This window comes from Carboxylicivirga longa (assembly GCF_050589825.1).
Classification (GTDB): Bacteria; Bacteroidota; Bacteroidia; order Bacteroidales; family Marinilabiliaceae; genus Carboxylicivirga; species Carboxylicivirga longa.
Genome location: NZ_JBNGOZ010000007.1, coordinates 119729 through 132632 on the forward strand (window position 1 = coordinate 119729; position 12904 = coordinate 132632).

The window sequence follows — 12904 nt, forward strand, 5'->3', positions numbered from 1 at the left end:
GAAATATTCGTTTACCGTACTATAATGCGAAGGCCGAACCTCATTGAGGATTGGCCTTTTGCATATTATTTACACTTATAAATCAGTAAATAAATGATGCGCTTATTACTAATAACATTTTGCCTATCGGGGTTCGCAGGCATCTTTGCCAAAGGGCAAATAATAAACAGGCATCCGCATTATCCGCAATGGATGTATGAGAAACGCCTGGGCGAACTCGATAAGGGCACAGTAATTAAGCTGGATTATAACAGCAAGGTGCAGGCATTTATTGATGTATACACGGTTAAGCGACGCGATCATTTATCCAAAATCATTGGGCGTGCCGAGTATTATTTTCCACTGTTTGAAGAATATCTGGCCAAATACGAGCTTCCCCTCGAACTAAAATACCTGGCCATTGTGGAATCAGCGCTTGAACCCAGGGCTAAATCAAGCTCCGGTGCCATGGGCCTGTGGCAATTTCTCTACCATGCATCGCGCATGTTCGACCTTAAGGTGGATAATTACAAAGATGAGCGTTGCGACCCCATAAAAAGCACAGAAGCGGCCTGTCGCTACCTAAAATATCTGCATCACAACCTGAATGACTGGCAGTTGGCACTGGCAGCTTATAACGGAGGCATAGGAGTAGTGCAAAAAGCCATTGAACGATCGGGTGGTAAAACAAACTTTTGGGAGTTGCAACCCTACCTGCCCAAAGCAGTGCAAAGTTATGTTCCGGCATTTATCGCTGTTAATTATGTGATGAATAATTACCGGCGACACGAGGTAGAAGCCACACCTCCCCCACTTCACTTTCAGGAAGTGGATACGGTCTATATCCATAAGTCATTAAGCTTTGAACAAATACAAAGAGCATCGGAAACACCTTTGGACATTATACAATGGCTTAACCCAGCGTATACAAGGGACTATATACCCGTAAGCGAACAACCGGCATGCCTGTTTCTGCCCAAAACTAACATCCTTAAGTTTGTGCGGGCCGAAAAAGAGCTGAACGAAGCAACACCACCCTTAAGCAGCACGCCTCCTATCGGGGATAAAACAGGGCGTCAGCGCACAGTACACAAGGTACAAAAAGGCGAATTTTTCCATAAAATAGCCATTGATAATCATTGCAGAATTAGTGATATTATGCTGTGGAATAACTTATCAAGTAAAAACCTTTTCATCGATCAACAGCTGGTGGTTTGGACACCCTACCAAGAAGAGAAATTCTTTTTTGTAACACAGCAAGCTGGTGATGACAAACCCATGTTGCACATTGAAAATTTGTACACCAACAACCCAATCGATAAACAATATCAATGAAAATAAAATTTTATACTACCATGAAAAACTATAAATATTTGTTGGCAGCACTAATGATGCTTACAGCCTTTGCTTGTAAAAATAAGGATACCGGATACAAACCCAATGTGGGCGGAAAAGCCGGCGAGATGCTGGTGGTAATGGATGATAAAATTAAAACATCGCCCGGCGGTGAGGAATTGCAAAAGCTGCTGCGCGAAACCTACCTGGGTCTACCACAGGAAGAGCCTCATTTTAAGATGAGTGTGGCGCCCCACCGCTCATTCTCCAATTTCATGCGTACTATTCGTAATATTGTAATGGTACGAATCAAACCCAACACCGAGGAAGAGACGGTAAAATACTATCGCGACCGCTGGGCACGTCCGCAGGCGGTAGTGGTAATGACAGCGCGAGACACAGCAGGCCTGAAGCGACTTGTTGAAGGCGACCAACTGAAAATTCTTAGTTTTTTCAACAAGGCGGAGCGTGAGCGTTACATCACCTCGTATAAAAAATACCCTAGCGATGAACTGATCAAACAGGTAGATAGCACCTTCAAAGTACGCTTATCCGTACCCAATAGCCTGAGCAGCAAAAAAGCGACTCCCTCTTTTCTGTGGATGAACGAGGCGGCCAACTGGGGCTTTCAGGGTATGTTTATGTATGAGTTTCCCTACGTTGGCGAAGGTACATTCTCAAAAGAATACCTGTTAAATAAACGCGACTCAATACTGAGAAAAAATGTACCGGGACCATCAGAAGGATCATTTATGACGACCGAACACCAGTTTCCCGTGCTGTATAAAAAAGCAACAATCAACGATAATGAAGTGGTGGAGCTGCGCGGCCTGTGGAAGGTACAAAATGACTTGATGGGTGGCCCCTTCATCTTGCAGGCGCATCATGACAAGAAGAACAATCGTGTAGTGGTAACCGATGGCTTTGTTTATTCGCCTGAAAAACCGGATAAGCGTGACAAAATACGACAGATGGAAGCCCTGATGTACACCCTTAAGTTTCAATAATAATATGCTGCCCAAGTTAAATAGTCAGGCCTTACGGCAAGCCTGCGGTCGCGAAGACCTCATCAGAAAAACAGCGGCACAGATCATAAAAGACTTTGCTGAGTTTGGCTTTGAAGTAAGCTTCTCGGGCGAGGTAGCAGGCTTTTACGATGAAGTGTTCCAACAAATGAAGGGGCATGTCGCAGAGATTATGACGCAGCATTACTCCCGCTTTCTAAACTTTCTGTACCGCATTGATGTTACAGAAGCACAAGTAGCCGTGTATCAGCGGGAAATGGGTGATGCACCCTATGAGGATGCACTCACCGAGTTAATTATTCATCGGGAGATGAAGAAAGTAATGATACGAGAATATTTTAAAGCTCAACAATCGGATAACACCGACCAGGGTGAGCTTGCACAATAAAAGAGCAATCATGACGCAATTAACGATCAAACATACCCAAGAACGCCCCGAAGGTGTTCGCAATATTTTTCTGGTTAAAACAACCGATGCACTAAAAGACTTTGGTTTTAATAAGGATGCACTGGCCTACGTTGAGACACAGGCCAAAGCCAAGGAAACACTCATTACCGTGCGAAACTATAATATAGCTTATTATGTGCGCATTGTAAAAGATAACGAGTCAAATGATCAAGGCTGCGAGGCACTGCGTAAAGACGGCGCTTTGATTTATGCCAACTGCAAAAAAGATAAGCAACAAGCTGTATGCATTTATGATTTGGTGGGCAACAAATCCTTTAGCCTGGCGCTGTGCGAAGGCCTTGCCTTATCGAGTTACACCTTCGACAAGTATAAAAGCGACAAGGAAAAGGACGCCAAAAGATTCGATATCTGGCTGGCCTCATCAGCTATTAACCAGGGTGAACTGGACGAATTACGCCAGCTGACTAATGCAGTGTTCATAACGCGTAACCTGGTAAATGAACCCGTATGCACCCTTAACGTGGAAGAACTATCGGAACGCATCAGCGAGCTGGGAGCTATCCATGGCTTCGAGGTTGAAATCTTCAATAAAAGCAAGCTTGAAACACTTAAGTTTGGCGGGCTACTGGGTGTTAATAAGGGAAGTATCGACCCTCCTGCCTTTCACATCCTTGAGTGGAAGCCCGAATCAGCCACCAACGATCAACCTGTTGTGCTGGTGGGCAAAGGCGTGGTGTACGATACCGGCGGCATCAACCTGAAAACACCTCCGGGAAGCCTGGACGATATGAAGTCAGATATGGGAGGAGCAGCAGCTGTAGTGGGCACAATGGTAGCAGCAGCCTCCAACAAACTGCCCCTTCACATTGTGGGTTTGGTGCCGGCTACTGATAACCGTCCGGGGGGCAATGCCATTGTGCCGGGCGACATACTAACCATGCATAATGGTAAAACAGTAGAGGTACTGAACACCGATGCCGAAGGACGACTAATTTTGGCTGACGCCCTATCTTACTCAAAAAAATACAATCCACAGTTGGTCATTGACCTGGCCACACTGACCGGTAGTGCCGTGATGGCATTGGGGCAATATGCCACCGTTGGCATGGGCACAGCCGACGAGGAGGTATTTAACACCCTGGAAAAAGCAGGCAATGCTGTTTACGAACGGGTGGTGCGCTTTCCCTTTTGGGAAGAATATGGTGAGCTGATAAAATCGGAAATTGCCGATGTGAAAAACCTGGGACCCCGGGAGGCAGGTGCCATCACTGCCGGTAAATTCCTAAGCCATTTTGTAGAGAGTCCCTGGATACACCTTGATATAGCCGGGCCGGCCTTTGTAAAAAAAGAGGACAGCTACCGAGGCAATGGTGCATCAGGCGTTGGCGTTCGCATGCTATACGATTTCCTAAAACGTAAATGCTAGTTTTTAAGTTGATTAAACAGTGGGCAAAAAATGCCATTCGGCCAACAGCATTTGTTTCTAACAAAAAAAGATGCCTCGTTCAGGCCTAAAGCTAATCAACAATTACTATTTTAGTGGTCATCGCAGCAACACGACGTGTGTTGTCAGAAAAAAAGAACAGAATGAGTGAAGAAAAAATAAAGGTGGGAATCACCCACGGCGACATTAATGGTATCGGCTACGAAGTAATTTTCAAAGCCCTGTCCGACAGTCGGATCTACGATTCTTTTATTCCCGTTATCTACGGATCATCGAAAGTGGCAGCTTACCATCGTAAAGCACTTAACATCCCCAACTTCAGCCTTAACAGCATCAACCAGGTAGAGGATGCCCACAGCAAACGGGTTAACATTATCAATTGCCTGGATGATAACATCCGTGTTGAACTGGGCAAGTCAACGGCCATAGGTGGCGACTCAGCCTTTAAAGCGCTGGAAATGGCGGTGAAAGATTTAAAGGAAGGAAAGATTGATGTTTTGGTAACGGCGCCCATTAATAAAGAAAATATACAGTCGGAGTCATTTACCTTCCCGGGACATACAGAGTATTTGCAACAAGTAGCTGACGAGGGGGACGCTCTGATGCTGATGGTATCGGATCATATGCGTGTCGGCGTTGTTGCCGGCCACGTGCCCATCAAAGAAGTACCCAATAAAATCAATGAGGAGAGCATCCTCAATAAGCTTCGTACACTGAACCATACGCTCAAAATGGATTTCTCCATCCGCAAGCCTCGCATTGCTGTATTAGGCCTTAACCCTCATGCGGGCGATGGAGGGGTGATTGGCGATGAAGAGCAAACCATTATTATCCCTGCCCTGGAGAAGGCAAAGCAAGAGGGCATAATGGCTCTTGGGCCCTATCCCGCCGATGGTCTCTTCGGCAGCGACCAATTCCGCAACTTTGATGCTATATTAGCCATGTATCATGATCAGGGCTTGGCACCCTTTAAAACACTTACCTTTTCAAAAGGAGTGAACTATACTGCAGGATTGCCCTTTATACGCACCTCGCCAGATCATGGTACAGCCTTTGAGATTGCCGGGCAAGACAAGGCCAATGCAACATCTTTTAAGGAAGCTATTTATCTGGCCATTGATGTATGTCGCAATCGCCGCATGAATACCGAACTGGGCAGGAACCCATTAAAATCATATAACATCAATAGCCTGGAGCAAAAAGACTAGTAGATGTATAAATAACAGCACTTATCGCCTGACTGAGTATATATTTGAGAACCAGTCAGGCGATTTTTATTATACCTAACTATGGGCTGGTTATTTTTAGGTTTTAGGTTACGGTTCTCTGTGATAAACACTAATAAAAAACCGCTCCATAAATACTTGATTAATAGGAAACTTTCAAAACTTACCACGCGTATTAACCAAGCTCATTAATTAAGCCTTGTATAAGGAACATAGAACACTACACGGGTACCCCGCCGGCCATATTTCGATAAATCTTCAAGCACCAGGTTAACAGCATCGACTCCTGAACATTTATTCAGCAATCGCAGGCGCTCACGTGTCACCTCAAGCGCCATCGATTTATGCGCTTTGTGCTTGCCTTTATTAGCTGCCATCGCCCGGTCAATACCAATGCCATTATCTTCTATGGAAAATTCCAGACAATTATCCTTACGCCGCAAATCAACGTGGATATAACTATCGCTATGGGTAAGCTGCCCATGCTCAATGGCATTCTCTAAAAAAGGCTGTGTAAGCATGGGAGGTACCAGCACTCGCTCAAGATCAATCTGCTCATCAAAGTCGATGGAATAATTGATCCGGTTATCAAAACGACGATTTTGCAGCCGCATGTAATAATCCAATATCTCCTTTTCCTTTCGCAAAGTAATTTGTTCCTCTTGGGCATATTGCAGTACATGACGCATCAAACCCGAAAAGTCGGCGACGAAATCCACTGCATCCTCGCGGTTGTTCTCCATGATAATGCACTGTAATGCCGATAAAGAATTAAAAATAAAATGTGGATTCATCTGCGTACGCATCACTTTATGTTCCATACTCAAACGCCGCTGTCGCGCTTTGAGCTTCTGCAGATAAACTACAATTATAGCCAGTACCAAAAGCAGGATCGCTAACATAGACAAAACCAGCAAATACATGCGATCACGCTCTTGCTCGGCACGCAGCATTACCAACTCCTTCTGATTCTTTTCGCTATGATACTTTTGCTCTAATTCCAGCAGTTTTTCATATTGCTCCTCATCAAATATAGAATCCTTCAGCGCATAAGAGCGTTCAAGCATCTCATTGGCCTTCTTATACTCCCCAAGACTTTTATAAGCTAAATATAATTCCTGTAGATTATTGAAGCGCACCTGATTAAGACCAATAGCTTCATTGTATTTCTCAGCTATATTGTAACATTTAATCGCCTTGTTCACTGCACCACTCTTGAGGTACATCTCCCCCATCATGTTGTAGGTATGCACGAGGCCAACCTTATCATCTAAACGCTCAAAAATTTCCAACGCGCTGGCAAAATATTCATTGGCACGTGATGTTTGCTTATCCTGAAAAAATAAACGCCCCAGGTTATAGGCTACTGTAGCGAGCTTTCCTTCATCACCAATGGCTTTATAGGCTTCAAAGGCCTCTTTGTAGTGAGAAAAACCCTGCTCATAATTACCCATACGAACGGCAATAACCGCCATATTATTATGGATATCCGCTACTTGCAAAGAATCATTGAGCTCTTCATAAACATGTAAGGCATGATTGTAATACTCAAATACCTGATCGTAGCGTTCCCATTTGCCATAGATCATGCCAAGGTTCTGATACGATTGTGCAATACCTATTTTATTATCACTCAACAGCTCTAGCTCCAGCGATTTATTATAGGCCTGCAAAGCGCTGCTGTAGTTGGCTTGCAAATAATGAATCAGACCAATATTATTGAATAAAACAGCCAACTTACTCGAGTCCTTAGCTGCCACAAAAGCCTTAAGTGATGCCTGGTAGTCTGCTAATGACTCATTAAATTCCTGTTGATAATAAGCATACTCTGCCTTCAACAGATGTGCATAACCCTCTTTCTGAAGGAGGCTACCGGGACACTTATCGATATGATCATGGGCGACAAGCACCACACTATCGCCATTAAGGGGCAGCTCTTGCAAAAGCTCACTAAGGCGTTGGTTCCAATTATCCAATGCCGTAGAATCCTGTATTCCGGCTACAGTGATCCGACCAAACAGTACACAGATAAAAATTAGGGATAGGGCTTTCTTTATCATTTCTTCATGTATAAGCTCATCAAAATTAACATATTTTTAACTCAAACGAGGGCTTCCACTAAACTATTTGAAGGCAGGCTGCCTATTTGATCCCTCTGAGAATGCTTAACTTTTTGTTACTTTGTCGTAAAAAATTAGACATGTTGGCAAGCACGCCCCACTTAACACTATATAAGCAAGCCTTTGACTTTGCGCTTCCCCGGAAAATGCCGAATCCCTTTGCCACGCACCCGCATGAAATTTGTCAGTTAACAATGAAACAGCTTGAAGCCCAGCTTCCCAACCCGGAAAATATGGTTAAGGGCAAGATGTTTGGTATTCTGGCTGTGCAAACTGCAGATGGTCAATATGGTTTCCTAACAGCTTACTCGGGCAATAGCTTAGATATTGAAAGCAAATTGTGCTTTGTACCTCAGGTATTTGACATCAATCATCCCAATGGCTTTTTCAAGTACGAAGAAGAACAATTGAACCGCATCAACCGGGAAATTGAGCAACTGGAAAAATCCGATGTCCTAACCTGTCTTCGCAAACAACTTTCTGAATTAAAAAATAAAGCCGAAAAAGCACTTAAACAGGCAAAACAAAACATGGAGCAAGGAAAGGTTCGGCGGGCTAAGGTGCGCAAACATACTCGTGACAATACTGTACTTGAGTCACTGATTAAAGAAAGTCAGACAGAAAAAAGCCGCTATAACAAACTCCGAAAAGAATACAAGCAGCAACTTACTATCCTGGAAGATGAGCTTCATACTCATCATCAAAACATTGCAGCCCTCAAACAGCGGCGTAAGCAACAGTCAGCCAAGGTACAACAACAACTTTTTAACAGTTACATATTTAGCAATGCCCGGGGCGAGAAAAAAAGCGCCTGGGAAATATTCAAGCAAAGCGGCTCACAACTGCCCCCTGCTGGAACAGGCGATTGTGCGGCTCCCAAGCTGCTTCACCATGCCTTCAAGCACAACTTGCGCCCAGTAGCTCTGGCTGAGTTTTGGTGGGGACCTGCCCCCAAAACCGAGATACGTCAACACAAGCATTTCTATCCGCCTTGCAAAAGCAAGTGTGAAACCTTATTAGGATTTATGCTCCAGGGACTCCCTTTGGAGCAGGTTCCTAAACCTAACAGACAGTCAATCACCCTAATCGATGATGACCCTTACCTGGCAATTATCAGCAAGCCCGCAGGCCTGCTTTCCGTACCGGGAAAAACAGAGGAAGAATCCGTCTACAAACAGGTTCGGTGCTTGTTTCCGGATGCTGAAGAACCCATGATCGTGCATCGCCTCGATATGGCCACATCCGGTCTGATGCTGATCGCCAAAACAAAGGCTGCACACGCAGATTTGCAGAAACAATTCCTGAATAAAACCATTGAAAAGCAATACGTGGCACTCCTGCATGGTTCTCTAAAGGCAAGGTCAGGAGAAATCAACCTGCCCTTGCGAGTTGATATGAACGATAGACCCCGCCAGTTGGTGTGTTACACTCATGGTAAGCCTGCCCATACCAAGTGGAAGTGTATCGCACAGTGGCAAGGCATCAGCAAAGTATTGTTTTATCCACAAACAGGACGCACACACCAACTGCGGGTACATGCGGCTCACCCCGACGGCCTGAATGCACCTATCGTGGGTGATCCCCTTTATGGCAAAACGCACAATAGACTAATGCTGCACGCCAGGCAAATGCGCTTTCGCCACCCCCACACGCAAGTAATTAAGTGCTACACCCTTAACGAGGATGAAATGCCCGATTGGCTGGAACCATAAACAGCCGGACGAACTACTTTATTTATTATTTATATTTATCTTCGCGTTTTAAAATAAACAGAAAAAAATGCAAAGGAGTCTTATTTTTATTGTGTTACTATTATTTATTAACACAATCAGCCCTCAAGCGCAAGAGTATGAAAGAGGAATTAGCAATCCGGTATTTATGCCCAAAGGTCAATGGATGCTGGGCGGTGCTCTATCATACAAATCCAATAAACAGGACAATTACAAATTTTTGCTCATTGAAAACTGGGAAGGGCAAAGTTATAATATCGGCCTCACCCCATATGCCATGTACACTTTTAAAGACAATACGGGCGTAGGTGCAAAATTTTCGTACAAAAGAAATTACCTTGATATTGGCTCATTCAATATTAATATCGATGATGAAACATCATTGACACTGGAAGATTATGAATCGATAAACCAAATGTTTTACGCCACGGTTTTTCTGCGTAACTACCTGGCCATTGGCGACAGCAAACGCTTTGGACTGTTCGTTGATAACGAAATATCCTATGGCTATGGACAAAGCAAAATCATCTCGGGAACAGGATCAGACCTCGATGGCACCTATGAAACCATTAATGAATTGGGCATTGGCGTAATACCGGGCCTGTGTGCATTCATCAATAATACTGTTTCTCTGGAAGTAGCTGTTGATGTGCTGGGTATTAATTTCCGAAAGGTAGATCAGGAGTTTAACCGCGTAGAAACCGGATCGCTAACCTCATCGGGTGCCGATTTTAAAATCAACCTGCTGACGCTGAAATTTGGGGTATCCATTTATATTTAAAAATGATAATCAGAACTTATGAATAAATATAGATTTATAAAAATTAGCGTCTTGCTAATCACTGTATTGATTAGCGGGTGTATAAAAAACGACATACCCTACCCCACAATACCGGGTGAGTTTCTGTCGTTTGAAGTGGAGCACCAGGCAAGCACGCCGGATATTAACCTGGAGGAGCGTACAATTAACATTCAGCTGAATGAATTAGGTGACATCACCAAAGTAAAGGTACTGAACTATTCCATTACGGAAGATGCCAGCATTACCCCGGCCCTTGACTCGGTGATTAACCTGAGCGACAGCCTGGTATATACTATCAGCACCTACCAGGATTATGAGTGGACCATTAAGGCTTCGCAAAGTATCGAGCGCTATTTCACCATCGACCAGCAAGTGGGTAATCAGTTAATTGATGCGGAAACCCAACGTGCCAAAGTGTTTGTGGCCAAGGAGGCCGACCTGAGTAAGATCATGATCACAGGTCTAAAGTTAGGACCGGAGGGAGCCACCTACTCTCCTGATCCATCAAGCATCCACGATTTTACAAGTGATGTAAACATATTAGTGAGTTATCGTGATATTGAGGAAGAGTGGACACTGAGCGTTGAGCACGGCGAGGGCATACCGGGATTGAATGACGCTGATATTCTTTCCTTTACCCTGGCCGAACAAGTCAGCATGAGCGAAACCAGCATTATCAAACATACCCTTGGCGATATTGAAGGTTTTATCGATGTAAACGTAAATACCACCGAGCTGTCGGCATTAAGCATTGCCAACATACAGCTTAGTGCAGGAGCAAGCTGCGAACTCAGCTCCTCCGAAACAATCGATCTATCTGCACCTTACACGGTGGTTGTAACATCCGGATCGGGCATTACCAAAAAATGGCTGATACGTGCCCATACGGCCGAAGCCCTGAAAAACCGCTTCTTCAAAGAATGGCATTTGGATAATAAAGTGTGGAATCCTTACCTATCGAGCGATCCACGCTACTGGTGCACCGGCAACGAAGGCGTAGTAACTTTAAAAAACAGTAATACAACACAACTGGATGAAACCACCGGAGGCGCGCGTCTGGAAACCGTTGATCTGGGCTTCCTTGGATCAATAGGAGGCACGCCCATTGCCGCCGGTAACATATTTATCGGTGACTTTAAGACCAATATAAGCCAACCGGCACTGAGTGTTAAGTTTGCACGACCCTTTACCGGACGTCCCCGGCAAGTTAGCTGTACTTACGGCTATACGCCCACTGTGAATGAACAAAAGAATCGCGATGACATACCCATGAAGAATGGAGATATGGACAAGGGACACATTTGGGTGAAGGTGCTTCATTTGGAGAACGAAACCGGTGAGTTTGATAATGTAACTCACTTACCCAAGGGCGCCGTTGTAATAGGAGAAGGTGAGTTTGTAATTGAGGGAGAACATGCCGCGGGCAGTGAACAAACCATAGCGCTTAACTATCATAAGGACCAACTGGATAAGGCGCCTACACACTTAGCCATTGTTGCCACCTCAAGCTATTATGGTGAGTTCTTTATTGGCGGGGTTGGCTCAATACTGACCATCGAAAACTTCGATTTGAAATACTGATAACACAGCCTTTAGCACCACCCCGCTTAAGGGATGAAGATAAGCAATAAAAAAGCGCTTAACCGATTAATGGTTAAGCGCTTTTTTATTGTTTCTCGATTGGTGCTTTTCATCAAACTACCATCATAGGCAATTTGTTTACAAAAGTGGATAATTCCATTTTTCAAGCGCAAATTTCCAATTGGCATTTACTTTCTGTATGGTATCGGATGCGTAAGCATAGGCATTTTTCTTATGCCCCTTTTTGTTATCAATATAGGCTTTAATAGAATGCGAAGCCGCATCGAAGCCATCAATGCCCAGCTCGGAATAAATCGATTTCGTTAAATTATAAGGATCCTTCTCAAAATCCTCGAAGCGCAACTCAAACAAGTTACCATGGGGTATCAATTGCTTATCTTTTTCATAGGCCTCGGCCATCAGCTGATAAACACGAAGAATATTTTGCTCCAGCTCGGCATCACTAAACTCCTGAAGTTTAAGGGGCTTAATCACATTACTGAAATAGTCGCGCGTTGACTCAAACACCGTGTAGGGGTTGCGTACCAGATAAATAAACTTGGCATTGGGGAAAATCTCAAGCAAATCTTTTACGCGCCCTGTGTGAGGCGGATTCTTGGACAAGAAACGTTTTCCGCCGGTATTGTAGAGCGATGTTTTTATCAATCGGATAAACTCTGTTTTAAACTGCTCTTTCTCATAATCAGTAATATCATTAAACAACAGGTATTTATCACAATAATTCATGGTCTCCCGTGGGAAAAACCAAAAATTATAGAAGCTAACCGGCATCACATTGCTAAAGGCAAACTCCTCCTCTTGTGGCTGATCAACCTTTAGCTCCAAGTTGTCAGTGGGGCGCCGATCAGGCATAATTTGCTTCATTATGGCCTTAAAAAAGGGCTGTCCCCACACCATGGCATTGGTAAAGATGGTTTGGTAAGTAGTGTTGTAACCAAACTGTGGGTCTTTTGCCAGCACATTGTGCAAAAAGGTAGTGCCGCTGCGCCAATGACCAAGGATAAATACGGGATCATCCTCCAGCGCCATGGGTTCAACCTTTTTCTTGTAATAGTAATTTTCGATTGGATAAGTAATACTCAGCAAAGCTGATATACCACGACTGAGTACATACTTCAGACGATAAGGCTTATCAATCTGCTGATGACGGCATACAGCTTTAAAATTAGCCAGGCGACTACCAAAGAGAGGGGTGACCGGCAACTTATTAAAATCTAACTTAAACATATTTA

10 protein-coding genes are annotated in these 12904 nt (G+C 44.2%); 8 read left to right on the forward strand and 2 right to left on the reverse strand.

What is annotated here, in order from left to right; translation table 11 throughout:
* The first annotated feature begins 93 nt into the window (after positions 1-93).
* The 5 genes from ACRD7A_RS08075 to pdxA all read left to right on the forward strand — a co-directional run bounded on the left by ACRD7A_RS08075 (position 94) and on the right by pdxA (position 5400).
* A complete protein-coding gene (locus ACRD7A_RS08075; protein WP_430810763.1) occupies positions 94-1314 on the forward strand; it encodes a lytic transglycosylase domain-containing protein in 1221 nt (406 codons plus the stop codon).
* A complete protein-coding gene (locus tag ACRD7A_RS08080; protein ID WP_430810762.1) occupies positions 1311-2321 on the forward strand; it encodes a DUF4837 family protein in 1011 nt (336 codons plus the stop codon). Before ACRD7A_RS08075 ends, ACRD7A_RS08080 begins: the two co-directional genes overlap by 4 nt.
* Before the next feature lie 4 nt (positions 2322-2325).
* On the forward strand, positions 2326-2727 hold the full coding sequence (locus ACRD7A_RS08085) for a hypothetical protein (protein WP_430810761.1): 402 nt from the start codon (positions 2326-2328) through the stop codon (positions 2725-2727).
* Positions 2728-2737: 10 nt separating this feature from the next.
* Complete coding sequence (locus ACRD7A_RS08090; RefSeq protein WP_430810760.1) at positions 2738-4174, forward strand: leucyl aminopeptidase family protein; 1437 nt, start codon at positions 2738-2740, stop codon at positions 4172-4174.
* A gap of 161 nt (positions 4175-4335) precedes the next feature.
* Positions 4336-5400 carry a 4-hydroxythreonine-4-phosphate dehydrogenase PdxA gene (gene pdxA, locus ACRD7A_RS08095; protein WP_430810759.1) on the forward strand — a complete coding sequence of 355 codons (1065 nt, stop codon included), beginning with the start codon at positions 4336-4338 and terminating at the stop codon, positions 5398-5400.
* A gap of 206 nt (positions 5401-5606) precedes the next feature.
* Here the strand turns inward: pdxA and ACRD7A_RS08100 are convergent, their stop codons facing one another.
* On the reverse strand, positions 5607-7478 hold the full coding sequence (locus tag ACRD7A_RS08100; RefSeq protein ID WP_430810758.1) for a tetratricopeptide repeat-containing sensor histidine kinase: 1872 nt from the start codon (positions 7476-7478) through the stop codon (positions 5607-5609).
* Between the two features lie 254 nt (positions 7479-7732).
* Here ACRD7A_RS08100 and ACRD7A_RS08105 point away from each other — a divergent pair, with 254 nt between their 5' ends.
* From ACRD7A_RS08105 to ACRD7A_RS08115, 3 genes are all read left to right on the forward strand, one after another.
* Complete coding sequence (locus ACRD7A_RS08105; RefSeq protein ID WP_430810757.1) at positions 7733-9250, forward strand: RluA family pseudouridine synthase; 1518 nt, start codon at positions 7733-7735, stop codon at positions 9248-9250.
* Between the two features lie 67 nt (positions 9251-9317).
* On the forward strand, positions 9318-10049 hold the full coding sequence (locus ACRD7A_RS08110; protein ID WP_430810756.1) for a hypothetical protein: 732 nt from the start codon (positions 9318-9320) through the stop codon (positions 10047-10049).
* An 18-nt stretch (positions 10050-10067) separates the two neighbouring features.
* A complete protein-coding gene (locus ACRD7A_RS08115; protein WP_430810755.1) occupies positions 10068-11651 on the forward strand; it encodes a PCMD domain-containing protein in 1584 nt (527 codons plus the stop codon).
* Between the two features lie 138 nt (positions 11652-11789).
* On the opposite strand, the gene ACRD7A_RS08120 is transcribed toward ACRD7A_RS08115, so the two are convergent.
* Positions 11790-12899, reverse strand: a complete 1110-nt coding sequence (locus ACRD7A_RS08120) for a sulfotransferase family protein (protein WP_430810754.1) — start codon at positions 12897-12899, stop codon at positions 11790-11792.
* Positions 12900-12904: the final 5 nt, after the last annotated feature.

What these genes read in the sequence shown, in the direction of transcription:
- ACRD7A_RS08090 (WP_430810760.1), top strand. Translation starts at nt 2,738, where the DNA reads ATGACGCAATTAACGATCAAACATACCCAAGAACGCCCCGAAGGTGTT.
- ACRD7A_RS08085 (WP_430810761.1), top strand. Translation starts at nt 2,326, where the DNA reads ATGCTGCCCAAGTTAAATAGTCAGGCCTTACGGCAAGCCTGCGGTCGC.
- ACRD7A_RS08120 (WP_430810754.1), bottom strand. Translation starts at nt 12,899, where the DNA reads ATGTTTAAGTTAGATTTTAATAAGTTGCCGGTCACCCCTCTCTTTGGT.
- pdxA (WP_430810759.1), top strand. Translation starts at nt 4,336, where the DNA reads ATGAGTGAAGAAAAAATAAAGGTGGGAATCACCCACGGCGACATTAAT.
- ACRD7A_RS08110 (WP_430810756.1), top strand. Translation starts at nt 9,318, where the DNA reads ATGCAAAGGAGTCTTATTTTTATTGTGTTACTATTATTTATTAACACA.
- ACRD7A_RS08075 (WP_430810763.1), top strand. Translation starts at nt 94, where the DNA reads ATGATGCGCTTATTACTAATAACATTTTGCCTATCGGGGTTCGCAGGC.
- ACRD7A_RS08115 (WP_430810755.1), top strand. Translation starts at nt 10,068, where the DNA reads ATGAATAAATATAGATTTATAAAAATTAGCGTCTTGCTAATCACTGTA.
- ACRD7A_RS08080 (WP_430810762.1), top strand. Translation starts at nt 1,311, where the DNA reads ATGAAAATAAAATTTTATACTACCATGAAAAACTATAAATATTTGTTG.
- ACRD7A_RS08105 (WP_430810757.1), top strand. Translation starts at nt 7,733, where the DNA reads ATGAAACAGCTTGAAGCCCAGCTTCCCAACCCGGAAAATATGGTTAAG.
- ACRD7A_RS08100 (WP_430810758.1), bottom strand. Translation starts at nt 7,478, where the DNA reads ATGATAAAGAAAGCCCTATCCCTAATTTTTATCTGTGTACTGTTTGGT.